24 protein-coding genes are annotated in these 25,251 nt (G+C 62.5%); 16 read left to right on the top strand and 8 right to left on the bottom strand.

All coding sequences use genetic code 11. The features are described from left to right. Window positions 1–33 precede the first annotated feature (33 nt). From AO692_RS06795 to AO692_RS06785, 3 genes are read left to right on the top strand one after another with little or no spacing between them, the layout of a single operon-like run. Complete coding sequence (locus AO692_RS06795; protein WP_054309257.1) at window positions 34–1,530, top strand: sugar ABC transporter ATP-binding protein; 1,497 nt, start codon at window positions 34–36, stop codon at window positions 1,528–1,530. Beyond that, the gene (locus AO692_RS06790) at window positions 1,527–2,522 is read left to right on the top strand and encodes an ABC transporter permease (protein WP_054309256.1); all 996 of its coding nucleotides are present in this window, start codon (window positions 1,527–1,529) and stop codon (window positions 2,520–2,522) included. Before AO692_RS06795 ends, AO692_RS06790 begins: the two co-directional genes overlap by 4 nt. Then, window positions 2,522–3,520, top strand: coding sequence for an ABC transporter permease (locus AO692_RS06785; RefSeq protein WP_054309475.1), 999 nt, complete (start codon window positions 2,522–2,524; stop codon window positions 3,518–3,520). Before AO692_RS06790 ends, AO692_RS06785 begins: the two co-directional genes overlap by 1 nt. 6 nt (window positions 3,521–3,526) lie before the next feature. Here the strand turns inward: AO692_RS06785 and AO692_RS06780 are convergent, their stop codons facing one another. Then, window positions 3,527–4,546, bottom strand: coding sequence for an LLM class flavin-dependent oxidoreductase (locus AO692_RS06780; RefSeq protein ID WP_054309255.1), 1,020 nt, complete (start codon window positions 4,544–4,546; stop codon window positions 3,527–3,529). A 158-nt stretch (window positions 4,547–4,704) separates the two neighbouring features. On the opposite strand from AO692_RS06780, the gene AO692_RS06775 reads away from it, so the two are divergent. Beyond that, window positions 4,705–5,076 (top strand): cupin domain-containing protein, encoded by a 372-nt coding sequence (locus tag AO692_RS06775; protein ID WP_054309254.1) that lies wholly within the window; start codon window positions 4,705–4,707, stop codon window positions 5,074–5,076. 10 nt (window positions 5,077–5,086) lie between these two features. Here AO692_RS06775 and AO692_RS06770 read toward each other — a convergent pair whose 3' ends face one another. Further along, the gene (locus tag AO692_RS06770) at window positions 5,087–6,496 is read right to left on the bottom strand and encodes a PLP-dependent aminotransferase family protein (RefSeq protein WP_054309253.1); all 1,410 of its coding nucleotides are present in this window, start codon (window positions 6,494–6,496) and stop codon (window positions 5,087–5,089) included. Between the two features lie 114 nt (window positions 6,497–6,610). Between AO692_RS06770 and AO692_RS06765 the strand changes: the two genes are divergently transcribed. From AO692_RS06765 to AO692_RS06730, 8 genes are all read left to right on the top strand, one after another. Further along, window positions 6,611–7,450, top strand: a complete 840-nt coding sequence (locus AO692_RS06765; RefSeq protein ID WP_054309252.1) for an SDR family oxidoreductase — start codon at window positions 6,611–6,613, stop codon at window positions 7,448–7,450. Between the two features lie 79 nt (window positions 7,451–7,529). After that, complete coding sequence (locus tag AO692_RS06760; protein WP_054309251.1) at window positions 7,530–8,549, top strand: BMP family ABC transporter substrate-binding protein; 1,020 nt, start codon at window positions 7,530–7,532, stop codon at window positions 8,547–8,549. 20 nt (window positions 8,550–8,569) lie between these two features. Then, window positions 8,570–10,075 (top strand): ABC transporter ATP-binding protein, encoded by a 1,506-nt coding sequence (locus AO692_RS06755; protein ID WP_054309250.1) that lies wholly within the window; start codon window positions 8,570–8,572, stop codon window positions 10,073–10,075. Further along, window positions 10,072–11,097, top strand: a complete 1,026-nt coding sequence (locus tag AO692_RS06750) for an ABC transporter permease (RefSeq protein ID WP_054309249.1) — start codon at window positions 10,072–10,074, stop codon at window positions 11,095–11,097. Before AO692_RS06755 ends, AO692_RS06750 begins: the two co-directional genes overlap by 4 nt. A 3-nt stretch (window positions 11,098–11,100) precedes the next feature. Beyond that, on the top strand, window positions 11,101–11,988 hold the full coding sequence (locus tag AO692_RS06745; protein WP_054309248.1) for an ABC transporter permease: 888 nt from the start codon (window positions 11,101–11,103) through the stop codon (window positions 11,986–11,988). A gap of 10 nt (window positions 11,989–11,998) precedes the next feature. Then, window positions 11,999–13,207, top strand: coding sequence for a Tm-1-like ATP-binding domain-containing protein (locus AO692_RS06740; RefSeq protein WP_054309247.1), 1,209 nt, complete (start codon window positions 11,999–12,001; stop codon window positions 13,205–13,207). A gap of 1 nt (window position 13,208) precedes the next feature. Further along, on the top strand, window positions 13,209–14,042 hold the full coding sequence (locus AO692_RS06735; RefSeq protein WP_054309246.1) for a phosphoenolpyruvate hydrolase family protein: 834 nt from the start codon (window positions 13,209–13,211) through the stop codon (window positions 14,040–14,042). Between the two features lie 9 nt (window positions 14,043–14,051). Continuing rightward, the gene (locus AO692_RS06730; protein WP_054309245.1) at window positions 14,052–14,489 is read left to right on the top strand and encodes an SRPBCC family protein; all 438 of its coding nucleotides are present in this window, start codon (window positions 14,052–14,054) and stop codon (window positions 14,487–14,489) included. A 63-nt stretch (window positions 14,490–14,552) separates the two neighbouring features. Here AO692_RS06730 and AO692_RS06725 read toward each other — a convergent pair whose 3' ends face one another. The 6 genes from AO692_RS06725 to AO692_RS06700 all read right to left on the bottom strand — a co-directional run bounded on the left by AO692_RS06725 (window position 14,553) and on the right by AO692_RS06700 (window position 21,465). Beyond that, entirely contained in the window at window positions 14,553–16,151 is a 1,599-nt protein-coding gene (locus tag AO692_RS06725) for a GMC family oxidoreductase N-terminal domain-containing protein (protein ID WP_054309244.1), read from the bottom strand. A gap of 77 nt (window positions 16,152–16,228) precedes the next feature. Continuing rightward, window positions 16,229–17,266, bottom strand: coding sequence for an extracellular solute-binding protein (locus AO692_RS06720; RefSeq protein ID WP_054309243.1), 1,038 nt, complete (start codon window positions 17,264–17,266; stop codon window positions 16,229–16,231). 195 nt (window positions 17,267–17,461) lie between these two features. Beyond that, a complete protein-coding gene (locus AO692_RS06715) occupies window positions 17,462–18,244 on the bottom strand; it encodes an ABC transporter permease (protein WP_054309242.1) in 783 nt (260 codons plus the stop codon). Next, a complete protein-coding gene (locus tag AO692_RS06710; protein ID WP_054309241.1) occupies window positions 18,241–19,158 on the bottom strand; it encodes an ABC transporter permease in 918 nt (305 codons plus the stop codon). The genes AO692_RS06715 and AO692_RS06710 overlap by 4 nt, the downstream gene beginning before the upstream one ends. Beyond that, window positions 19,155–20,240, bottom strand: coding sequence for an ABC transporter ATP-binding protein (locus tag AO692_RS06705; RefSeq protein ID WP_054309474.1), 1,086 nt, complete (start codon window positions 20,238–20,240; stop codon window positions 19,155–19,157). Before AO692_RS06705 ends, AO692_RS06710 begins: the two co-directional genes overlap by 4 nt. 94 nt (window positions 20,241–20,334) lie before the next feature. Beyond that, the gene (locus AO692_RS06700) at window positions 20,335–21,465 is read right to left on the bottom strand and encodes a branched-chain amino acid ABC transporter substrate-binding protein (RefSeq protein ID WP_054309240.1); all 1,131 of its coding nucleotides are present in this window, start codon (window positions 21,463–21,465) and stop codon (window positions 20,335–20,337) included. Window positions 21,466–21,661: 196 nt separating this feature from the next. Here AO692_RS06700 and AO692_RS06695 point away from each other — a divergent pair, with 196 nt between their 5' ends. Genes AO692_RS06695 through AO692_RS06680 form a run of 4 tightly spaced genes read left to right on the top strand, consistent with a single transcriptional unit; the run spans window position 21,662 to window position 25,232 of the window. Next, window positions 21,662–22,579 (top strand): branched-chain amino acid ABC transporter permease, encoded by a 918-nt coding sequence (locus AO692_RS06695; protein WP_054309239.1) that lies wholly within the window; start codon window positions 21,662–21,664, stop codon window positions 22,577–22,579. A gap of 1 nt (window position 22,580) precedes the next feature. Then, complete coding sequence (locus AO692_RS06690) at window positions 22,581–23,756, top strand: branched-chain amino acid ABC transporter permease (protein WP_054309238.1); 1,176 nt, start codon at window positions 22,581–22,583, stop codon at window positions 23,754–23,756. After that, window positions 23,753–24,538 carry an ABC transporter ATP-binding protein gene (locus AO692_RS06685; RefSeq protein WP_244483267.1) on the top strand — a complete coding sequence of 262 codons (786 nt, stop codon included), beginning with the start codon at window positions 23,753–23,755 and terminating at the stop codon, window positions 24,536–24,538. Before AO692_RS06690 ends, AO692_RS06685 begins: the two co-directional genes overlap by 4 nt. Beyond that, complete coding sequence (locus AO692_RS06680) at window positions 24,531–25,232, top strand: ABC transporter ATP-binding protein (RefSeq protein ID WP_054309237.1); 702 nt, start codon at window positions 24,531–24,533, stop codon at window positions 25,230–25,232. Before AO692_RS06685 ends, AO692_RS06680 begins: the two co-directional genes overlap by 8 nt. Window positions 25,233–25,251 lie beyond the last annotated feature (19 nt).

Genomic DNA, 25,251 nt, shown 5'->3' with positions numbered 1-25,251 from the left:
GCGCGTCGGGGGCATGCGCCAGGAGGATCTGCGATGCTGTTGTCGATGACGGGCATCAACAAAAGCTTTGGCGATGTCCGGGTTCTCACCGACGCTTCGCTTCAGGTGGGGCCAGGCGAGGTCATGGCGCTGATCGGCCAGAACGGCGCCGGCAAATCCACACTGATCAAGATCCTGACCGGTGCCTATTCGCATGATGCTGGTAGCATAGAATTTCAGGGCGCAGATGTCCGGTTCGGCTCGACCGCCGCAAGCCAAGCGGCCGGCATCGCCACGATCTATCAGGAGATCAACCTCGCTCCCAATAGGACTGTGGCGGAAAACATCTTTCTCGGCCGCGAACCGCGCCGTTTCGGCCTGGTGGATCGCGCAAGAATGCAGGCCGATGCCAGAACAGTGTTGCGACGTTTCAAGCTCGACATCGACGTGAACCGGCCGTTGCAGGATTTCGAAGCCGCGACCCGGCAGATGGTCGCGATTGCGCGCGGCGTCACCCAGAATGCCAGGCTGCTCATTCTCGATGAGCCGACATCCTCGCTCGACGAGCGCGAAGTCGCCGTGCTGTTCGAAACCATCCGTACGCTGAAAGCCGACGGGGTCGCGGCGATCTTCATCAGCCATCGGCTCGACGAGCTGTTCGCCATTTGCGACCGGGTCACGATCATGCGTGACGGCCGCACCGTGGCGGTCAGCCCGATGAAGGACATTTCCAAGGTCGAATTGGTCAGGACCATGCTCGGCAAGGAACTGGCTGCGTTCACGGCCAAGAAGCGCGCGCATGGCGACGGCGAGGGGGCCGCGCTCGTCGGTGTCGAGAACCTGGGTGCCGGCGTAAGGGTGCGGGATGTCTCGCTCACCATCGGCAAGGGCGAGATCGCCGGCCTCGCCGGATTGCTCGGCGCCGGCCGCACGGAAACGGCGCGATTGATCTACGCTGCCGACCGCAAGGAGCGCGGTGCCATAACCGTCGATGGACGTGAGACGAACTATGTCGCTCCCGCCGATGCCATCGCCGATGGGATGGGTTTCGTTTCAGAAGACCGCAAGATCGAAGGCATCGTGCCGGAGATGAGCGTGCGCGAAAACATGACGCTCGCCATCCTGCCCAAGCTGCAGAAGGCCGGCATCGTCGACAAGGCCGCCCAGCGCGCGATCGTCGAGAAATACATCGCCGCGCTCGGCATCAAATGTTCCTCGCCGGAGCAGCCGATCCGCGAACTTTCGGGCGGCAACCAGCAGAAGGTCCTGCTGGCGCGCTGGCTCTGCATGAATCCGCGTCTGCTGATCGTCGACGAACCGACGCGGGGCATCGATGTCGGCGCCAAGGCCGAGATACTGAAACTGCTGCGCAGCCTGGCCGATGAGGGCTTGAGCGTGCTGATGATCTCCTCCGAACTCGAGGAACTGATCGCCGCGGCCGATCACGTCACGGTTCTGAGCGACGGCCTCTCGGTTCGCCGGCTGGCTTCCGAGGACATCACCGAGGCCAATCTCCTGTCCGCCATGGCCTATCAGGAGGTGCCGGCATGACCGCTGCAGAAGACACCGCCGGCCCAACCCCGCGCTTCAACTTCGCAGCATGGCTGAGCCGCTACGGCACCTTGCTGGCGTTTCTGCTGTTGATCGCCTTCAACGTCATCGCGACGCCGAACTTCCTGTCGCTGCAGACCTTGAATGTGAACCTGACCCAGGTGGCCACCATCGTCATCGTCGCGGTCGGCATGACACTGGTGATCGCGACCGGTGGCATCGATCTATCGGTCGGCTCGCTGATGGCGATTGCCGGCGCGATCGCGCCGATGATCCTGCTGGGGGCGATCGCGCCCACCACCGATCCGCTCGTGGTCCTGCCGCTGGCATTCATCGTGCCGCTCGTCGTCGCCGGCCTGCTTGGCTGGTTCAACGGTTTCCTTGTCACCCACTATTCGATCCAGCCGATCGTGGCGACCTTGGTTTTGTTCACCGCGGGACGCGGCATCGCCCAGGTGATGACCAACGGCAATCTGCAGGTGTTCAAGAACCCGCCTTTCCAGTTCGTGGCGCTCGGTCATGTGTTCGGCATTCCGACGCAGGTGCTGATCATGATCGTGGTGGTGGCCGCGGCTGCCTTTCTGATCAAAGGAACAGCACTGGGGCGGCAGATCCTGGCTGTCGGCGGCAATGAAAAGGCAGCGCGCCTTTCGGGCATCCCGGCCAAGCGCGTGAAGCGTTTTGTCTATGTCATCAGCGGTGTCCTGGCAGGCCTTGCCGGGCTCATCGTCGTGGCCAGGAATTCGGCCAGCGACGCCAACCTGGTCGGGCTCGGAATGGAGCTCGATGCCATCGCAGCGGTTGCTGTCGGCGGCACGCTGCTGACCGGCGGCAGGGCAAACATCATCGGCACGCTGCTTGGCGCCTGCGTCATTCAGCTCGTCCGCTATACGCTTCTCGCCAATGGCGTTCCGGATGCCGCCGCTCTCGTCGTCAAGGCCGCGCTGATCGTGGTCGCTGTCTACATCCAGCAAAGCGCGGACCGGACATGATGCAGGAAAATTCGCGCTCGAATGTCGTTGCGGCCTTGATACCGCGCTCCAATCTTCAGCTCGCGCGGCTTTGCGTGATCACGGTCGTGTTCGGCTTGCTGATCTTCGGCGCGTTGCGCTACGACAACTTCCTGTCGAGCTACAACATCCTCTCGTTCCTGCGCTACAATTCCATGTTCATGCTGATCGCGCTCGGCATGGCGCTGGTGATCATGACAGGCGGCATCGACCTGTCGGTCGGGGGCACCGCGGCGATGACCAGCGTGGTCGCGGCAACATTGTCGCCCTATGGCTGGGTAGCCGGACTGGCGGGTGGAATGGCCGCGGGTCTCATCGTCGGCATCGTCAACGGGCTGGTCGTCACACGGCTGCGTATCCAGCCCTTCATCGCCACCCTCGCAGCCATGCTTGCCACTTACGGCACCGCCCTGCTGCTTTCAGGCAACCAGTCGGTCTCGGTGTCCTACGACACCGCTTTCATCTCTATTGGCCAGGACGATTTCCTCGGCTTTCCAATCCCTGCCTGGATCGCGATCGTTTGCTATATCGTCGGCTGGATCGCGCTGGAGCGGCATCCGGTCGGCAGGCGCATCCTGGCCGTTGGTGACGGCGAGGCGACAGCGAAACTGATGGGGCTGAAGGTCGGGCGCACCTTGCTTGGCGTCTATGCGACCTCGGGCCTGCTTGCCGGACTGGCCGGCGTCATCCTCGCTGCACAGTTCGGAGCAGGCCAGCCGACTGAAGGTGTGGGTTGGGAGCTGTTTGCGATCTCGTCCGTCGTTGTCGGCGGCACGCTGCTGTCCGGTGGGGTCGGCTCCATCGGCGCGACCCTGGCGGGGGCCATCCTGCTTGCCATGGTCTTCAACATTCTCAACTTTGAGAATGGCCTTGGCGTCATTTCACTGTCCGCCTACTGGCAGTCGGTCATCCGCGGCGCCTTCCTGCTGGTCGTCGTCATCCTGCAGGCAAAGCTGATGAACGGGCGGTCGCAGCGTTAAGGTAGCTCAGCGCCAGCCGAGCGCAGGCGCGACATGCTTGACGATCGACTCGATGACGTGGGCGTTGTAGTCGACGCCGAGCTGATTGGGCACGGTCAGCAGCAGCGTGTCGGCTTCCGTAATGGCGTCGTCCTGCTTCAGCTGCTCGATGAGGACATCCGGTTCTGCGGCATAGGTCCGGCCGAAGACGGCGCGTGTATCCGCTTCGATATAGCCGAAATGATCCTGGCTGTCGCTGCCGCCGAAATAGGCGCGGTCACGGTCGTCGACCAGGGCGAAGATGCTGCGGCTGACCGAGACGCGCGGCTCGCGCGTATGGCCGGCCTCCTTCCACGCGGCGCGGTAGGCACGGATCTGTTCGGCCTGCTGGATGTGCAGCGGTTTTCCACTCTCGTCGAATTTCAGCGTCGAGCTCTGCAGGTTCATGCCGAGCTTGGCCGCCCATTCCGCGGTGGCGTTGGTGGCTGCGCCCCACCAGATCCTGTCCCGCAGCCCCTCGGAGAACGGCTCCAGGCGCAACATGCCGGGCGGATTGGGGAACATCGGTCGTGGATTGGGCTGCGCGAAACCCTGGCCCTTGATCACGTCCAGGAATACTTCCGCGTGGTGCCTCGCCATGTCGGCATCGCTCTGGCCCTCAGGCGGTGCGTAGCCGAAATAGCGCCATCCATCGATCACCTGCTCCGGCGAGCCGCGGCTGATGCCGAGCTGCAGGCGACCGCCAGCTATGAGGTCAGCCGCGCCGGCGTCCTCGGCCATGTAGAGCGGGTTCTCGTAGCGCATGTCGATGACGGCCGTGCCGATCTCGATACGGCTCGTCCTGGCCCCGGCCGCTGCGAGCAACGGAAACGGCGAGCCCAGCTGCCGGGCGAAATGATGCACGCGGAAATAGGCACCGTCCGCGCCGAGTTCCTCGGCGGCGACAGCAAGGTCGATCGATTGCAGGAGTGCATCCGACGCCGAGCGTGTCTGCGACTGCGGCGAGGGCGACCAATGGCCGAAAGAGAGAAAGCCGATGTTTTTCATGATCAAGGATGTAGCACATCGACTTCAGGCTTCAATGCAAGGCAACGCAACGGACTGTCGCTACCGCGGAGACGATCGAACCACTTCCTGCAAAGTGGAGCTTGCGGACAGCGAGGCCGATCGGTTCCTTCGCGCTGCCAACATGCAGGAGGAAAACCTTGGCTGAAGACCACAAGATCGTTGTCGCGAACAACAAGGGCGAGTTCTGGACCGACGAGCGCTGCTACATCACCGAGCTGCACAACACGGAAGCATCACCGGAAGCCTCGTTGGCTGTGGCACGTGTCGAAGTTGGCGTGACGACGCAACTGCACAGCCTTACCGGCGTGATCGAGCGCTATATCGTTCGCCAGGGCGAGGGGATACTCGAAGTCAACGGCGTCAAACGCAAGCTGATGGTGGGCGATCAGGCGGTCATTCCGGCGCAGGCACCGCAGCGCATCGAGAATACCGGTTCGGTGGACTTGGAATTCTATTGCCTGTGCACGCCACGCTTCTTTCCTGAGTCCTACGTCAATCTTGAACAATAGGTGACGCGCATCAGGCTGCCGTCCTTCTCTCCGCCAGTTCGGAGATCGTTTCGATCGCGAATTGCATCGTCTCGGCGGGGCGCACGAATGGCAGGCGGATGAAGTCTCCGAAGTTCTCCTGCGCGGAATAGCCCGGACCCGCTGACAGCAGAAGCCGGTGTCGTTGTGCCTCCTGGCACAGCGACACCGTGTCGACGCCGGGCATATGAATCCACATGGCGGTGCCGCCGGCTGGTTGCGACCAATGCCAACGCCCCGCAGCGCGTTCGGAAATGAGGTCTTCGGCGATCTTGAGGTGGCGGGTGATTTCCCCATGCCGATACGCCCGTGCCTCCTGGATGTTTTCGAGCAGGCCGACGGCAAGGTGCTGGTCGAACATCGAACAGCCGAGGTCGTTGACCGCCTTGAAGCTTGCCAGCCGTTTTATCGTCGGCGGGCCTGCCCGAATCCACCCGATCCGGATGCCGCCCCAGAACAGCTTGGAGAGCGTGCCGATGGTGGCAACGCGGTCGGGCTGTGTCTGGCCGGCAATCGGCCGGGGTGTCGCTCCGGCGATCGTGGAAAGTTCATTCTGCGCGCCATCCTCGACGAGGAACGTCGGATAGCGGTCGAGCAGCTCGACCAGATCGCGCCGACTTGCGTCGTCCAGCGATCGTCCTGTCGGGTTGTGCACCTCCGGGAAAAGGTAGAGCAGTTTCGGCCGGTTCCTGAGGGCTCTTTCAAGCTGGTCCATGTCCAGGCCGTGGGCGCTGATGCCGACCGGAACGATCCTGGCGTTGCGCCGGCGGAAGACCTCGAGCGAGCCGCGATAGGCAGGGTCTTCCACGACCACCGCATCGGATGCATCGACAAGAGCGTTCGCCAGCAGCCAGACGGCCTGTTGCGCACCGCTGGTGATGAGGATGTTGTCGGAATGCGTGGGAAGACCGAGATCCGTGTAATAGCGGGCGACGGCCCAGCGCAGCGCCGGCAAGCCGGAGGCATCGTAACCCAGACCTGCCGCCATGCTCGCGAAATCGGCACCCCGCAATGCTGCCAGCGCCTCGGTGAGGATGGGCGAGGGCGGCAGCGCGCCGCTGGTCATGTCGATGTCTTCCGGCAGCGCCTGCATCTCACCGGCAAGGCGCGTGTGCGCAACGCCGGGCGCATTCGCCGACGCGATGATGCGGTGACCACTGCCGTGGCGGCTGTCGAGCACGCCGGCATCGCGCAGTGACGCGTAGGCCGCAACGACGGACCCGCGACTGACCGCGAGCGCCGTTGCAAGCGTCCGCTCCGATGGCATCAAGGCGCCTGCCGGCAACTCCCTCGCCGTGATCAACCTGCCGATCGCCAGGCTGAGCTGCTGGGTGACTTTGCCATCCGTCGTTTGCCAGCCACCGATGAGCCGGCTGATGCGTGCGGGTGAAATCCTGTTCATACGTGGTCCACTTCTCGACAAGTGGACTTTGCCAGATGCAGCTCAGTAGAGCAATTTCACTTTCGGGAAAACGGATAAGAGACCTCCACACTTGGAGGTCCAAGGGGAGGAGATATGGGTTCTTTTGCCACCAGGGGCGAACATCGCCCGCTGGCCGTGCGGCAGGTTCCGCCGACACGGTCGCATGCCAACAAACGCTATCTTGTCCTCGGTGGTGCGGGTGGTGCCGGCAAGGCGTCAGCTGCATTGCTGGTGGCGGAGGGCGCCTCGGTCATCATCGGCGACGTGCGAGAACAGGCGCTGAACGAAGCGATTGCGGATCTCAATAAGGGTGGCGGCAAAACAAGCGCCGTCGTGGTCGATCTCGGCAATGCCGCTTCGATCGCAGCAGCAGTCGAACAGGCCGAGCAGCGCCTTGGCGGTATCGACGGTCTGGTCAACTGCGCGGCCATCGTCCGGCACGTCGATCCTCTTGAAACGCCCTGGACCGACTGGGAGCGTGTCTTTGCGATCAACGTTTTCGGCGCGTTCGAAGCATCGCGCATCGTTGCCAAGAGGATGATCGCCGGCGGCATCAAGGGCGCGATCGTCAATGTCGCTTCCGAAGCCGGCAAGAAGGGCCATACCCAGTCGCTCGCCTATAGCGCGAGCAAGGCGGCGATGATCAATTTTACCCGCGTGCTATCGGAAGTGCTCGCCCCCAACGACATCAATGTGAACTGTGTCTGCCCCGGCGGAATGGCGACCGACATGCTTCGCGAAGTTGCCGTTGCTTATGGCGACTTGGTCAAGCAGGCACCAGACGATGTCTTCGAGCAGCTCGTCAGCTCGCAGCTGCGCCGGCATATCGATCCGGTCGAGGTGGCCCGGACGATTTCGTTCCTGCTGAGCGACGATGCCATGATCATCCGTGGCCAATCCATCAACACCGATGGCGGCGATACGCCGTATTGAGGCTATCTCCCTCGCTGAGTACGCGGCGCCATCCGCGTAGTCGGTTGCAACCAATCATGCTTGCCTGTGGGGTTCAACAATGACGACTGCCAGCAAATTCCTGCATCTCTGCCTGGGTTCGGTTCTCGCCCTTTCCGCAGCTTCCGTTCCGGTCCGCGCCGAAGACAACACGTTTGTCCTGGTCACGCCCAGCCGCATCGGTGTGAACAAGTTCCTCGGTCTCGGGAAGACCGGCATTGAAAAGGCCGCGGCCGATCAAGGCGCCACGGCCAAGGTGTTCGAGGGCACCGATCCGTCCACGCGCCGGCAGCATGTACAGGCGGCGATCGACCTGAAGGCTTCGATCGTAGCGGTCATGGGCTTTGAATTCGGCGACATCATCGCCGACCTGGCGCCGGAAAACCCGGACACCAATTTCGTCATCGTCGACACCTGCATCCCCGAAGCGCCGAAGAACGTCTATTGCGCCGTTTTCCGTGAACAGGAGGCTGCCTATCTCGCCGGAGCGGAAGCCGCGTTGACCTCGACCAGCAAGACGGTCGGTGTGATCGGTGCGCTCGATATCCCGTTCCTGCACCGCTACACGGATTCCTTCGCGCTCGGTGCCAAGACCACCCGTCCTGATATCAATGTGCTGCCCACCTCGTGGATCGGCGGCGACAATCCGTTCCAGGATCCGGTGCGGGCGCAGACCCAGGCAAGCCTGCAATTGTCGAACGGCGCCGACCGCATCTATGCGGTTGCCGCCGGCAGCAATGGCGGCGTCTTCAAGGCCGTGGCCGACAAATCAGGCGCGATGGCGATTGGGCTGGATGTCAATCAATGCGGTGATGCGCCGGGTGCGATACTCGACAGCACCTTGAAGAAGGTGGACGTCATTCTGCCCGCCACAATCGACAGCATCCTGAAGGGGGCGGCCAAGCCCGTGGTGAGCTTCGGTCTTGCCGAAGGCGGCCTGGAACTCGTCGCCACCACGGACGCGGTCGCCTCGTCCGGATGCAAGATCGCGGATAAGCCGGACGTCATCGGCCAGCTCAAGGACATCCAGGCGAAGATCGTTTCGGGCGCGATCACCGTGCCTGATCCGATGGTGCAATAACACGACCTCGGTGCGCGACGATGACCTTGCTCCAGATGAAGGGCATCACCAAGCGCTTTGACGGCGTCGTCGCCAATGACGGGATCAGCCTTTCCGTCAACAGCGGCGAGATCCACGCGCTGATGGGGGAGAACGGGGCAGGCAAATCCACCCTGATGAACATCCTCTACGGTCTGCTGAAACCCGACGCCGGCGAAATCCTTGTCGACGGCAAGGCGATGGATTTCGCCAGCCCGCTTGGGGCGATCGCCGCAGGCATCGGTATGGTCCACCAGACCTTCAGGCAGTTTCCCGACTTGACGGTCTGGGAGAACCTGGTGTTCCAGAACGAGCCCAGGCAAGGACCGTTCGTTTCAGCTGACGCCGCGCGCGATTTCGTCCGGCGTCTCGGTTCCAGGCACGGCCTGGAGATCGACCCGGACAGCCGGGTTCGCGACTTGGCGGTGGGCATACGCCAGCGCCTGGAAATCCTGAAGGCGCTGTCGCGAGAGGCCAGGATCCTTATCTTGGATGAGCCGACGGCCGTTCTCACGCCGCAGGAGCGCGATGGCCTGTTCGCCGCCATGCGCGAACTGGCCAGTAAGGGCATGGCCCTCATCCTCGTCACCCACAAGATCCCGGAAGTGATTGCCATCACGGACCAGATCACCGTCATGCGTGACGGTCGCGTTTCCGGTACTCTGGTGACCCGTGAAACGAACGAGGCCGAGATCATCCGGGCAATGGTCGGCCGCAACGTGCCGCCCACGGTCGCTTCCAAGGTGACATCCGATGCCAGGCCGATGCTTTCGGTCAAGGATCTGTCGGTCCGCAAGGGCGCTGTCACGGTCGTGGACAACGTCTCCTTCGATGTCCGTCCGGGCGAGATCGTCGGTATTGCCGGCGTCTCGGGAAACGGGCAGCCGCAGCTGATCTCGGCGGTCATGGGCCTTGAGTCGGCGACGGGTGTCGTGAGCCTCGATGGTCATGACGTTTCCAGCTTTTCGATCGCGCGTCGGCGTGCGGCGGGCGTCTCCTACGTGCCGGAAGATCGCCATTTGACAGGAACGGCTCCCGCTGCCTCGATCGCCGAAAACATCGTTTTCGGCACGCATCGCAATGCCGTGGCCTCCAACAAAGGGTTTCTGCGCAAGGACGCCATCCGCGCCCAGGCGCGCAAGTTGATCGAACGTTTCAGGGTCAAGGCTGCTTCCGAGCAATTGCCGATCGGCTCGTTGTCGGGCGGCAACATGCAGAAGGTCGTTATCGCGCGCGAGGTGGAACATGGCTCGCCGCTGATCATCGTCGAGGAGCCGACCCGCGGCGTCGACGTCGGCGCCATCGAATTCATCCACCAGACCTTGATTGCCGAGCGCGACAAGGGCCGAGCGATCCTGGTCGTGTCGTCCGACCTGACCGAACTGCTCGCGCTTTCCGACCGGATTCTCGTGATGTTCGAAGGGCGCATCAACGCCAGTCTCACCGGAAGCGACATGAATGAGGACACCGTCGGCCGCTGGATGATGGGGGGAGCGGAAACCAGATGATTGCAGCGGCTCTCGATACGAAATCCCGCCTGGCGGCGATCCTGTTCTCCATCGTGGCCGCGGTCGTGCTCGGAGGACTTGTCGTCGGCCTGACCGGCGCCAATCCCATTTCGGTCTACCTGGAGATCGCCAAGGGCGCGGTTCTGGGACGCGGGCTGGATGAGACGCTGGCCCGCTCCGTGCCGCTGGTCGGCATGGCGCTGGCGGCTGCGATCGCCTTGCGGGCAGGGCTGGTCAATCTGGGTGGTGACGGGCAGATGCTGATCGGTGGTCTCGCCGCGGCATTGGTCGCGCTTTATTTGCCTGTTCCGGGTGTTGCCCGGGCGGTTCTCGCATTGGCCGCCGCAATCTGTGCCGGTGGGCTCTACGCCTGGCTTGCCGCCATCCTGCAGCTCAGCCTCGGCATCCCGTTCCTGATCGCAAGCCTGCTGTTCAGCTACATTGCGCGCGGCCTGACGTCCTATCTCGTGCGCTATCCGCTGCGCGATCCGTCCACCGGCATGCCGGAGACCTATCGTGTCGCGTCGGGCGCCCGACTTCCCGCCCACATACTCGATCTCCCGGTCAGCATGGCCATGGTCATCATGGCTGTCGTCGCTGTCGTCATCGTGGTCAACGACAGGAGCGGCGTGAACGGCTTCGAGTGGCGCATGACCGGCCTCAACGCCCGCTTCGCTCAGTACTCGGGCGTGGACCTGTCGCGGCAGACGCAGCGGGTGGCATTCCTCAGCGGCGCGCTGGCAGGCCTGGTCGGCGCCCTGCTGATCCTGGGACAGCAGTATCGTTTCACCGACGGTGCCTTGCTCGCTCCCGGCTACACATGGTCCGGGCTGATGGCGGCCGTTCTGGCCATGGCCAGCCCGATCGCGACGATCGTCACGTCGGTGTTCTTCGCCGCGCTCCAGGTCGGCGGCTTTTCCATGGAGCGAGCGCTCGGGCTGCCGGCGGTCCTGACTTGGGTGCTGCAGGCGCTGATCATCCTCTGCCTCGCCGCGCGGCCGATCTTCTTCAGGAAGCGATAGGCCATGCTCAACATGCTGCTTTCGCAAGTGCTCGACCTGATGACGCCGGTGCTGCTGGCCGCGATGGCCGGCGCATTGTGCGGGCGCGCCGGCGTGTTCAACATCGCGCTCGAAGGCAAGATGCTGGTCGGCGCCTTTGTCGCCGTCGCGACCAGCATCGCCTTCGGGTCTCCGGTTCTGGCGGTTGTTTCAGCCGTCCTCTGCACGGCGATCTTTGCTTCGCCGCTGGCGCTCGGCGGCGCGCGTCTCGGCGGCGATCCGATCGTCATCGGCATCGGGCTGAACCTACTCGCGTCCGGCCTGACCACCTATCTGCTGGGCGCGATATTCGGTGTGACCGGCACGCTGGTTGACCCGGCGGTCACTGCGCTGCCGAAGCTGGTCGTTCCCGTATTGGCGGACGTGCCGGTGCTTGGAGCGATCCTCGGGCACAACGCACTCGTCTATCTGTCCTGGCTGCTGATATTCGTCTTCAACATCTACCTGTTCCGGACGCCCTGGGGGCTGCGCCTGCGCGGCATCGGCGAAGTGCCGTCGGCAGCGGCAGCGATGGGCGCGAATGTCAGCCGCTACCAGACGGCGGTCGTGATCGTGGCCGGTGGCCTGTGCGGCCTGGCCGGAGCGCAACTGGCACTGGGTTCCGTCGCGCTCTTCGCCGAAAACATGACCGCCGGACGTGGCTGGATCGCCGTGGTCGCGGTCATGCTGGGCCGTGCTCATCCCCTGGGGATCGCCCTGGCCTGTCTCGGTTTCGGGCTCGCCGACGCCGTTGGGTTGCGGCTGCAGGGGCAGGGACTGCCCAATCAGATCACCGACATTGCGCCTTATGCCATCACGCTGCTTGCGATGATCGGTCTTGGCCTGCGTAGCATGAAGAAAAGAAGTGTTTGAGGAGGAAGAGATGACCGTTCCGAAAACCGTCTATGTGGCGGGATCATGCGACACCAAGGGGGACGAACTCCGCTATGTGACCGGGATCATCCAGGCACAGGGCGTCTCGGCTGTCCTCGTCGATCTTTCCACCGACAAGCCCGCGGCCAATGCCGATATCGATGCCAGGACGGTCGCGGGTTTCCATCCCGGCGGCGTCGCGGCGGTCTTCACGGGAGATCGCGGTTCGGCGGTTTCGGCGATGGGCCTTGCCTTCGAACACTTCATCCTGTCGCGGGATGATGTCGGCGGCGTCATCGGCCTCGGTGGCTCCGGTGGCACGGCCATGGTGACACAGGCCATGCGTGTTCTTCCCGTCGGCACTCCCAGGGTGATGGTTTCGACGGTGGCTGCCGGCAATGTGAGCGCTTATGTCGGCCCGAACGACATCGCCATGGTCAACTCGATCACTGACATCGCCGGCCTCAACCGCATATCGAGAACCGTCCTGTCCAATGCCGCCAATTCGATTGCCGGCATGGTGCGCAATCGCCAGGAACTGGAGCAGGAAGACAAGCCGGCGCTCGGCCTGACCATGTTTGGCGTCACCACGCCTTGCGTCACCCAGGTGGTGGAGCGGTTGCACGATCGCTTCGAATGCCTGGTTTTCCACGCCACCGGCATCGGCGGCCAGTCCATGGAAAAGCTGGCTTCTTCCGGCTTCCTCGCCGGCGTTCTCGACATCACCACCACGGAAGTTTGCGACCTGCTGTTCGGCGGCATCCTGCCGGCCACGGAAGACAGGTTCTCTTTCCTGGCGCAGTCGCCCTTGCCTTATGTGGGCTCGTGCGGCGCGCTCGACATGGTCAATTTCGCTGGCATCGACACGGTTCCGGAGAAGTATCGCAACCGCAATCTCTACATCCATAACCCCCAGATCACGCTGATGCGCACGACGCTGGAGGAAAACGTGGCGATGGGCAAATGGATCGGCGAACGCCTGAACCGCAGCATCGGTCCGGTGCGTTTCCTGCTGCCGCTGGGCGGGGTGTCGCTCCTCGACGCTCCTGGCCAGCCATTCTACGATCCGGAAGCCGACGAAGCCTTGTTCGCGGCGATCGAAAGCACAGTCCAGCAGACCGCCGAGCGCCAGGTACTCAGGGTTCCGTATGCGATCAACGCGCCGGAATTCAGTTCCGAAGTCGTTCGCCACTTCAATGAAATCAGCAAAGGTCGGTAGCATGAGATTTGAACGAAGCCAGTTGCTGGGCAAGTTTCGCGAGCAGATCAAGGCGAAGATCCCCATCATAGGCGGTGGCGCCGGCACCGGTCTTTCGGCCAAGTGCGAGGAAGCCGGCGGCATCGACCTGATCGTGATCTATAATTCCGGCCGTTACCGCATGGCCGGCCGCGGTTCGCTGGCGGGCCTGCTCGCCTATGGCAATGCCAACGAGATCGTCGTCGACATGGCGCGCGAGGTGCTGCCCGTGGTCAAGCACACGCCCGTGCTTGCCGGCGTGAACGGCACCGACCCATTCTGCCAATTCGATCCATTCCTGGATCAGCTGAAAGAGCTCGGCTTTGCCGGCATCCAGAACTTTCCGACCGTCGGCCTGATCGACGGCAAGTTCCGGGCGAACCTGGAAGAAACCGGCATGGGCTATGCGATGGAGGTCGACCTTGTTCGCCTGGCGCGCAGCAAGGACATGCTCACCACGCCCTATGTCTTCTCGGTCGACGATGCAAAGGCGATGACGGAGGCCGGCGCCGACATCATCGTGGCGCATATGGGCCTGACGACCGGCGGCACGATCGGCGCCGATACGGCACTGACGCTGCAGGACTGCGTCGGCGAAATCAACGCCATCGCCGCAGCCGCCCGTGCGATCAATCCCGACATCATCATCCTGTGCCATGGCGGCCCAATCGCCGAGCCCGAGGATGCCCGCTACATCCTGCAGCAATGCCCCGGCTGCCACGGCTTCTATGGCGCGTCGAGCATGGAGCGCCTGCCGGTGGAAAAGGCCCTCGTTGCACAGACGCAGGCTTTCAAGAACCTAGTCGTCCAACAATAGGAGAGGAATGTGGCCAAGGCTTATGCAAGCGCGGTGATCGACGCGCCGATCGAAACCGTGTGGAAGACCGTGCGCGACTTCAACGGGTTGCCGACCTGGCATCCCGCGATCGCCAAAAGCGAGATCGAGGGCGGAGCGAGTAGCGATTCCGTCGGCTCCATCCGTTCGTTCTATCTCCAGGACGGCGCGCATGTGCGGGAGCAACTGCTCGCCCTCAGCGACAGCGAGCATTCGCTGTCCTACAGCTTCGTGAAGCCGGCATTCCCGGTGAAGAACTATGTCGCCTCCATCCGGCTGCTTCCGATCACGGACGGCAACCGCACCTTCGCGGAATGGGTGGCGACTTTTGACGAGGAACCGGAAGACGCGGGAAAATACGTGGAGATCGTTTCCGACCATGTGTTCGCGGCTGGCTGGAAAGCGCTGCAGGAACATCTGGCCAAATAGCCAAATGTGTCCCTGACGCGCGCTCCCGAGCGGTACGTTGGTCGCTCGGGAGCGATCCCCTGACTAGGATTGAAGGATCATATCCGCCGCGCGCTGGCCGATCATCATGGTCGGCGCGTTGGTGTTGCCGGCGATCAACTTCGGCATGATGGAAGCGTCGGCGACCCGAAGCCCTTCCAGGCCACGCACTTTCAGCGTTCGTGGATCAGCCACAGCCATGGCGTCGTCGCCCATCTTGCAGGTGCCGACTGGGTGATAGACGGTGAGCGCCTCGGCGCGCAGATAGGCAAGGATCTCGTCGTCGGAGCGAACGTCCTTTCCTGGCAGCATCTCGACACCGCGCACCGTATCGAAGACTGACGATGCAAAGATCGCACGCGCGACCTTGATGCCTTCGACAAGAACCTGGGCGTCCCGTTCATCCGAAAAGAAACGATGATCGATCCGAGTGGTTGTCGATGAGCCGTCGCGCGAAAGCGTGATCTCGCCGACGCTTTTCGGCCGCAGCACGCAAGTGTGGATGGCGTAGCCGTGGCCATATTCGACCAATCTGCCGCGATGGCTGCGATAGCCCGGCACGAAGTGGAACTGGATGTCGGGCTCTGCGCCCGCGTAACGGGTTCGTGCGAAGCCTCCGGCCTCGACATAGTTGGTCGTCAGCATCCCTTTGCGATGCGCGAAATACCGGTAGGGCGCGGCGAGGATCCGGGGGAGGTTGGCAACCGAAAGGCCAAGCGTGCGCACACTCGACGAGCGCACCGTGATCATGCCATCGACATGGTCCTGCAGGTTCTTGCCGACACCGGGCAGTTCATGGACCGGCGTGACGCCGACACGCCGAAGCTCCTCGACCGGGCCGATCCCGGATTCGAGCAAGATCTGCGGCGAGTTGATGGCTCCTGCCGAAAGCACCACTTCGCGTGTCGCCGTCAGCTTTGTGTCTACGCCTTTGTGCCGGACCTGCACGCCCGTCGCCCGCTTGCCCGAGACGACAACGCTTTTGACCGAGCATTCGCTCAATACGGTTAGGTTCGGACGGTCGAGCACCGGGCGGACGAAAGCGGTGAAAGCGCTGAAGCGTTGCCCCCGGTCCTGCGTCACGTTGTAGATGCCGACACCGAATTGCGACCCGGCATTGAAATCGGTGTTCTCTGGCAAGCCGGCGTCCTTGCCTGCCTGAACGAACATGCGTGAGAGCTCGTTGGGATCGCGCGGGTTGTCGACCAAAAGGTCGCCGTCCGTGCCGTGATAGCGCCTGTCCTGATCGAGCAGATTGCGCTCCAGCCTTTTGAAAACAGGCAGCACGTCGTCGTAGGCCCAGCCGGCACAGCCAAGGCTTGCCCACTCGTCGTAGTCTGCAGCCGCGCCGCGGATGTAGACCATGGAATTGATCGAGGTCGAGCCACCCAGCGCCTTGCCGCGGTTGACCGGAATCCGGCGGCCGTTCAGCTGCGGTTGCGGCACACCGACATAGCAATAGTCGTAGTTCGGGTTGCCATAGAGCGACAGGATTCCGGCTGGAACTTTCACCCGCAGGTTTTGGTCGCTACCACCGGCTTCGATCAGGCAGACCTTCATTGCCGGGTTGTCACTGAGACGGTTCGCCAGCACGCAACCGGCGGAGCCGGAGCCGACGACGATGTAGTCGTATGTGTCATTCATGATTTATGCCGGGATAGCGGGGGAGCTTCCCGCCCACGGATTGGGGCGGGAGCGACATGCGGATGGGAGCTACGCTGCTACTGCAGAAGCTGCGTCCAGACCTTGGTGACCAGTTCCTGCGCGGCCGGCGAGCAGGCCTGGCTCATCTTTACGGGCGCGGTCGGGAAAAGCTCCGGCGCGTTCTCCTTGTTATAGAGCGCCTTGCTCGCGTCCACCTTCACTGGCGAGGAATGGCCGTAGTAGTTGTACTCGATGGTGGCGTTTTCCTGCTCCGCCATGAAGTTGATGAACTTCTTGGCATTCTCGAGATTGGCCGCGCCCTTGGGCACCACGTAGGAATCCAGCCAACCGACGAGGCCTTCCTTCGGCATCGCATATTCGACATTGGCCTTGTCGTTGCGACGCACCCGCATGGTGTTGCCATCCCACCAGAAATGCATGGCCACTTCGCCACCGCCGATACGGTTTTCGATGTTGTCGCTCGAATAAGCCGCGACGAACGGCTTCTGCGCCTGCAGGAGGTCGAGCACGCGCTTCATTTCCTTCGGATCCTCGCTGCAATAGGGGATGCCGAGATAGTTCTGCGCGGCTGGGATGACTTCGTCCGGCTGGGCGAGGCTGGCGATCTTGCCCTTCAGTTCCTCGGAAGGTTCGAAGTAGACTTTCCAGCTGTCGACCGGGCCCTTGTAGAGGTTGCGGTTGACCGTAAAGCCCGCATTGCCATAGGCGAGCGGCACCGAGTAATCGCCGGTTGGATCCCACCATTGCTTCTGCCATTCGGGCAGGATCTGCTGGAAGGCCGGCATCGAGCTTGCGCCGATATCCTCGAGCAGGCCGCTGTCGATCATGATCTTCACGAAGTGCTGGGACGGTGTGACGATGTCGTAGCCTGATGAACCGGCCTGCAGTTTGGTCAGCAGGTCTTCATTCGAGGAGAAGGCGTCGACAGTGACCTTGATCCCGGTCTCCTTCTCGAATTTCGCCACCGCGTCGGGAGCGATCGAGTCAGCCCAGGCGTAGATTGAAAGCGAGCCTTCCGCCCATGCGGAAGCACTGGCGAGAAGGCTGAATGCGCCGGCCGCGGCCAGCGTCGAGAAACGTGTTTTTACAGACATGGAGCTCCCCTTATCATTGTGTTTCGGGGGACGATAACAAACGGGCTCCAGTGATAAATTTCATTTGCCCGACGTGGTGCTTAGGAAAAAGCTCGCTCTGCGTACAGGCATGATCCCGAACCGAAGCCGGACAAGATCATGAGCCGAAACAAGGGGATAGAGCAGGATGCTGATTCATCTTGTTCACGCTCCGCTCTACTGCCGGCGCTGCAGCAGGAACGCGACGGTAGCGAGCACCACGGAAACGATCATGATCAAGGTGGAGATCGCGTTGAGCTGCGGCGAGACACCCTGCTTGATCAGCGAAAAGATGTAGACCGGCAGGGTCGTGGCGCCGCCCGAATTCAGCAGATTGCTGGTGATGAAATCGTCCATGGAGATGACGAAGGCGAGCATCGCACCCGCGAACACACCGGGCAGGATCAGCGGCAACGTCACACGGCGAAAGGCAACCCAGGCCGAAGCGTAGAGATCGCGCGCGGCTTCCTCCAGGTCGGCGTCCATGCCTTGCAGTCTCGCCCGTATCGGCAGGAAGGCGAAGGGGATGCAGAATGTCGTGTGCGCGATGGTGAGCTTGAGCAGGCCGTTGGTCAGGCCCACTTCGGAAAACAGGATGAGCACAGCCACCGCAACGACGATCTCGGGCAGCAGCAGCGGCAGATTGACAACCGTCTCGGAGACGCGCCGGAAACGTACGTTTCTTCCGCGCACCAGCACGAGCGCTGCCATCAGCGCGACGATGGTGGAAAGCACCGTGGCGATGGTGGCGACGAACAGGGACGTCTTCACCGCCCCTACAAGCGCGGCATTCGACAGCGCCGTCGTATACCAGTGCAGCGAGAACCCGCCCCAATTGGAGACGATGCGGTTGGCGTTGAAGGAATAGAAAACCACAACGGCAATCGGCAGATAGAGGTAGACGAAGAAGATCAGGCTGAACAGGCCGAAGCCGGGATAGCGCCGAACGTTACTGGTCATGCGCTGGCCTCCCTGCCTTCCTTGCGCATCGCCTGGACGCCGCGCCACAGCAGGAAGACCATCACGGCGCACATCAGCACGATGGAAATGGCTGCCCCCAGCGGCCAGTTGCGGGCGGCGCCGAACTGCAGCTGGATCAGGTTACCCATCATCATCGTCTTGCCTCCGCCGAGCAGGACGGGTTCCAGAACGGCGCCAAGACAAGGAACGAAAACCAGGATGGCGCCCGCGGCCATGCCTGGACGGCAGAGCGGCAGGATCACGCGGCGAAGCGTCGTCAGGCGGCTGCCGTAGAGATCGTGCGAGGCTTCCACCAGGGCCGGGTCGAGCTTTTCGATCGAGGCAAAGACCGGCAGGATCATCAGCGGGATGTAGCTGTAGACGAGACCGATCAGCATTGCCGTATCGGTGAAGAGCAGGCTGCCCATGTTTTCGTTGATCCCGAGCGCACGCAGCGCCTTGGCGATTACCCCGTCATTGCCGAGGATGATGATCCACGAATAGACGCGCACGATCATTGAGACCCAGAACGGCAGCGTCACCAGATAGATCAGCAGCATCTTGGCCGACGTCTTCTGCAGCGAGATGAAATACGCGACCGGGAAGCTCAGAGCCAGGCAGATGATCGTGGTGGCCAGCGACAGGATGACGGTCCTGGCGACGACGATCAGATATTGCGGATTGAATTCGAGTTCTCCGCTCCAGCCTTCGTTGAACAGGATCTGCTTGTAGGGTGCGGTGGTGAACACATAGTCGAAGCCGCCATAGGGGCCTCGGGTCGAAAACGACACCAGGGCGATGATGCCGACCGGAATGATCAGCGTCATCAGCATGATCAGGTGCGCCGGCAGGAGCCCCAGCACATTCCAGTCAGACAATTTTGGCCAACCGGGTAATTTGGGGCGCTGGTTCATGCGCCCAGGATCCGCGCCGATTCCGCTGCGAAGCTCAGTTTTACGGATTGGCCCACTTCGAGCGTGCGGTCGCGGCTTTGGCTGTTGCGTTTGGAAACGCGCAGCAAGGTGCCGTTGGCGTCCACCACATAGTGTGTGTAACCGCCGAGATAGTTCGCGCCGATGATCGTGCCTTCGGTGGCGATCTGGCCATCCTGCGAGGGCAGGCTGATCTTTTCCGGGCGTATGGACATGACAGCCCTGTCGCCCACTGCTGCCTGTTTCTGTGGTGCGTTCAGCGTGACGCCGAGGGGGATCGAAACCGTCGCGCGATCGCCGTCGAGGGAGATCACCTCGGCGTCGAGGAAATTGGTCTCGCCGATGAAGTCGGCGACGAAGCGGTTGGACGGCTCTTCATAGATGTCGGCGGGCGTTCCGAGCTGCTGGATCTCGCCGTCGCCGAGCACGCAGATGCGATCCGACATGTCGAGAGCTTCTTCCTGGTCGTGGGTGACAAAGACGAAGGTGATGCCGGTCTGACGCTGCAGTGTGCGCAATTCGTCGCGCATAGCCTGTCTGAGCTTGAGGTCGAGCGCCGAAAGCGGCTCGTCGAGCAACAGCACCTCGGGCTCCGGCGCGAGCGCTCGGGCGAGCGCGATACGCTGCCGCTGACCGCCCGAAAGCTGCTGCGGTTTGCGGGTGGCGAACTTCTCCATGTGCACGAGACGCAGCATGTCGGCCACGCGCGCCATACGGCGCTCCTTCGGCCAACCCAGGTTTTCGAGGCCGAAGGCGATGTTCTGCTCCAGCGTCATGTGCGGGAACAGCGCATAGCTCTGGAACACGGTGTTCACCCGTCGCTTGTGCGGCGGCAGGGCCTGGATGTTGGTACCACGCAGCGCGATCTCACCGGTCGATGGCTGCTCGAAACCAGCGATCATGCGCAGCAAGGTGGTCTTGCCGCAGCCCGAGGGGCCAAGCAGCGTGAAGAACTCGTTTTCGTAGATATCGAAGCTGACCGGCTTCAACGCCTGGAAGTTGCCGAAGGCCTTGGAGACATCCTTGATCTCCACGGCCTTCTTGTGCTGCGCGGGGCGGCTCATATCCATATGGACGATCTCGACAGGAGGGCGTGGCTTATCGCAATGTGATCGATCCGCCGGCATTGCGCTAGACGCGGCAATGCCGGCGGATCGATCACATCTTGACCCACTTGCCGTCGTGCACCATGAAGCGGTCAATCTCGACAGGCATCTGCGTCTGGCCATCCTGGTCGAACGAAACCGTTCCCAGGATTCCCTCGTGCTTGATCGCGCGAATGGCTTGGCTCAGCGCCTCCTTATCCTCGATGCCTTTTTCCTTGATCACCTCGAGCAGGATCTGCGTCGCTTCATAGGCGTATTTCGCATAGGAGCCGGCCGGATCGGGATAGGCCTTGGCTTCGTATGCCTTGTAGAAGGCCTCCAGCTTCGGATTGGTCTGCACGGCGGGTGTACCGACGATCGTGCCTTCGGCCGCCGCACCGGCGATCTCGATGAACTTCGGATCATAGATGCCGGAGATGCCGTACATCGGCAGCGAACCCATGCCGAGGTCGCCCATCTGGCTGCGCACGAGCGCTGCTTCTGTCACCACGCCGCCGAAATAGACCGCATCCGGAGCCGCGGCCTTCGCTGTCGTCAGCATGGCGCGGAAGTCGGTGGTGCCGACCGCCGCCGCATCCGAGAACACGATCTCACCACCGGCCGCCTTGAAGAAATCGCCGAACCATTTGGTGTTGGCTGCGCCATAGTCGGTGGTGTCGGAGATGATGGCGATCTTCTTGACCTTGCCTTCCTTGGCGATGGCCTCGGCAAGCGGCTTGTTCTCATTGACCAGCGTCGGCGTGACGCGCGTGACGTTGGGCAGATTCTGTTCCGTGATCTTCGGGCTGACCGCACCCCAGACGATGAATGGCATCTGCGCGCGGTTGAAGACCGGGATGGTGGCCAGCGCCACCGAGCTGTTCCAGTGGCCGGTGGCGCCGACGACGGCCGGATCGTTGATCAGCTTCTGGGCCGCGGAAACGCCGACAGCAGGATCGGACGCATCATCCAGGACGACGCCCTCCACCTGATGCGGGTAGCCATTGGCATTGGCCTCGTCGATGGCCTGCAGGAAGCCGTTGCGGGCGCCAAGGCCCTGCTGGGCGTTGCCGCCGGAGAGGGGGCCGATGAACCCAAGTTTGATCTGGTCGGCACGGGCTTCGGCCATCCCGAGGGAAAGCGCGAATACGGATCCGGCCAGCAAAGAAGATACGCGCGTAAGCGCACTGCGCCTGTTAAGCATGGTTCCACCTCTTTTATCGTTTTCTGACGCGATGGCCGCGTTCCGTTGGTTCGTGGACCACCATCCGAACGCAACTATATTGCGCTGCCGCCTGCCCGCGAAATTCGGAAATTGCTATCCGCTACATCGGAGATTCATTATGTGCTCATGCGGGAGGCGCTGCTAATCGTTCGCCTCCAATCGAGAGACGGGCGGCATGGCGGAGCTATTTGTCCAGCAACTGGTGAACTGGATAACCCTCGGGTGCATCTACGCTTTGCTGGCTATCGGCTTCAGCCTGATCTTCGGCGTCCTCAACGTCATCCATTTCTCGCATGGTGATGTCGCGATGACGTCACCTTTCATCGCATTGGCCGCGGCTCAGGCATTGGCCATCGCGATCGGCGTATCCGGCCCGGTCTGGCTGATCGTTGCCGCCTGCTTCGCCGTGTTCGCCGTCGGCCTCATCGGCGTCGTCCTGGACAAGGTGGTGATCCGGCGCTTCAGGGACGCGCCGGCGATGATGGCGCTGGTGGCCACTGTCGCGCTCGGTATCGTCATTCGCGAACTGATCCGTCATCTCTATCCGCAAGGCTCCAATCCCCATGCGTTCCCGCGCCTTGCCTCCGGCGTTGCGCTGGAAATCGCCGGTGTTCAGGTCGGCTGGTTCACGCTGCTGGTGGTGGCGCTGACGCTTGTGCTGGTGGTTCTGCTCTTTGCCTTCCTGCGCCTGACACCGTTGGGCCTGCGGATACGGGCGGCGTCCGAAGATCGCATCGTGGCGCGCATGATGGGCATTCGTGATACACGCGTTTTTCGCGCAACGTTCTTCGTCGCCTCGGCCATCGGCGCCATCGCCGGACTGCTCTTCGCGAGCTACGCTGGCGTGACGCGCTTCGACTTCGGCGTCATGGCCGGACTGCTCGGGTTTTCCGCGGCGGTCATCGGTGGCCTGGGTTCGATGCCTGGCGCCATTCTTGGTGGGCTCATCATCGCCGGCATCGAGGTGTTGGCCCAGACCTTCGTGCCGGACGGAGCCTCCTACCGGCTCGTCTTCGTCTTCCTGCTGGTCATCGGCGTTCTGCTTTTCCGCCCGGAAGGGCTGCTCGGCCGCCCCGTCATGGTGAAGGTGTAGCATGAGCACGCGTGCATCTTCCGAAATGCCGGGCCTTGGCCAGGCCGCTGCCGTAGTCGTTGGCATCCAGCTGCTGGGTGCCGCCTTCCTCTATCTGATCCTGAAGGCCGAAGGCGGCCTGGAGGTCGTGGGTCTGCTCGCGCTGCTGGCTGCCGGCTTCTATCTTCTCGAAAAGCGTCCGCAGATCACCGACTTCGTCATGGCAAGCTTTTCGCGCACGCCTGTCGTCGCTTTAGTGACGGCCGTTGTCGTCGTGGTGCTGTTTCCGTTCGCTGTCGGCAACAACACCTATGTGCTGCATCTGCTCATCGTCGCGCAGCTCTATGCGGTGCTGGCGCTGGCGCTCAACTTCCAGCTCGGCAGTGCCAACATCCCCAATTTCGCAACCGGTGCTTCATACGGTATCGGCGCCTATGTCTCGGCGCTGCTGGCCATCAATTTCGGCCTGAGCTTCTGGCTGACCCTGCCGGCCGCCGCCATCGCAGCCACGCTGTTCGGCTTCCTCATCGGCATTCCGTCGATGCGCACACGCGATACCTATCTCGCGCTGGTCACCATCGCCTTCGGCGTGGTCGTGCAGCAGCTCCTGAACAATTTCGACTGGACCGGCGGTCCGAACGGATTGGTCGGCATTCCGGCGCCGTCATTGTTCGGCCATTCTTTCGCCAGCCCGCTGGTCGTGTTCGGCTGGAAGCTGCCGAGCCAGGCCAATTTCTACTATCTCTCCGCCTTGCTTGTGGTGGTGGCCATCGTCACGGCGCATCGCCTGCATTCCTCCCGCATCGGCCTCGCCTGGAACGCACTGCGCGCCGACGAGATCGCGGCGCGGGCGCAAGGCATCAACGTTGCCTGGTTCAAGGTTCTGGCCTTCGCGGTTGATGCATTCCTCGCCGCTTTCGCCGGCACCATCTATGCCTTCTACGTTTCCTATATCTCGCCCGACAATTTCACCTTCCTGGTCTCTGTCACCATCATGACGATGGTGATCGTCGGTGGCATGGACAACATCTTCGGCGTCATCGTCGGTGCGTTCTTGCTGACCATCCTGCCCGAAAAGCTCCGCGCTTTTTCCGACTACCGGCTGCTCTTCTTCGGCATCGTCATCATCGGCTTCCTGATGATCCGCCCGCAGGGTCTCTTCCCGCAGCGCATTCGCAGCTACGGAGAGAGCCGGTGAACGCACTGCTGGAAGTCAATGACGCGACGATGCGTTTCGGCGGGCTGGTCGCGCTGAATGCCGTCAGCTTCTCCATCGGCCGCGGTGAAGTGCTGGCCGTGATAGGGCCGAACGGTGCAGGCAAGTCCACGCTGTTCAACGTCGTCACCGGCGTCTATCGGCCAACCGCGGGTCACGTGCGCTTCGACGGCGTCGACATCACCGGCCACCCGTCGCACGAGGTGGTGGCGCGCGGCATCGGCCGCACGTTCCAGACGTCGCGGCTGTTTTCCGACCTGAGCGTTCTCGACAATGTCATCATCGGCATGCACACGCGCACCAAAACGGGGGTGCTGGGCGCGCTGTTCCTGCCTGGCGCGTCGCGGCGCGAAATGGCGGCCTGCGTGGAAAAGGCCGAAGTGCTGTTGAAGGCCAGTTCCGGCGATCTCTTCGAACAGCGCCATCGGCCAGCCGGCACGCTGGCGCAGGCCGACCGGCGCCGGCTTGAAATCGCCCGCGCGCTCGCCTCCGAGCCGAAACTGCTGCTGCTCGACGAACCATCCGTCGGCATGGACGAGGTGGAGACGGATGCGCTGATAGCCGATATCAGTCGCTTGCGGACGGAGAGGCCTGAGCTTTCGGTGATCCTGATCGAGCACGACATGCGCGTGGTCGAGGCGTTTCCGGACCATGTCATGTGCGTGGATTACGGCAGCAGGATCGCAGAGGGGGATTTTGCGAAAGTGAAATCCGATCCGCGTGTGCAGGAAGCCTATCTCGGAAAGGCCGCCGTCCATGCTTGAGCTGAAGGATGTCGACACCGCCTACGGCCCGGTGCCGATGCTGCGCGGTTTGAGCATCAAGGTGCAGTCCGGCGAACTGGTATGCCTGCTCGGCCCGAATGGCGCCGGCAAGACAACCACCTTCATGACAGTCTGTGGTGTCGTGCGCGCCCTGCGCGGCAAAGTCGATGTCATGGGCTGCGACATGGCTTCGCTCGGTACCGAGAATCTGGCCGCGCTCGGTGTTGGGCTGGTGCCGGAGGGCAGGCGGCTTTTCCCGAGCCTGACCGTGCAGGAGAACTTGCGCCTCGGCTATGACGCCGTTTCCGGGCGCGGGCCGAATTTCCAGCCGCAGCTCGACAAAATGTGTGACCTGTTTCCACGCATCCGCGAAAGACTGCGCCAGGCGGCCGGCACCTTGTCGGGCGGAGAGCAGGCGATGGTGGCGCTGGCGCGTGCCCTTATCGGCGAGCCGAAGCTGGTCATCATGGACGAGCCGTCGCTTGGGTTGTCGCCGAAGCTGATCGACGAATATTTCGAGATCACCAGCGAAGTGCACCGGCGCGGCACGACCATCTTGCTCATCGAGCAGAATGCCGAGATGGGTCTCGGCATCGCCGATCGCGGTTATGTGCTGGTCAAAGGCCGCGTTGCACAGGAAGGTCCCGCTCGCGAGCTGCTGTCGTCGAAAGCAGCCAAGAGCCTCTATCTCTGATTCCAGGCCGAGGGTTTCA

Origin of the sequence: Mesorhizobium sp. 1M-11 (assembly GCF_001303895.1) — a bacterium.
Lineage (GTDB): Bacteria > Pseudomonadota > Alphaproteobacteria > Rhizobiales > Rhizobiaceae > Mesorhizobium.
The sequence above is the reverse complement of the archived record's forward strand: the minus strand, read 5'-3'. Positions and strand labels throughout refer to the sequence as shown.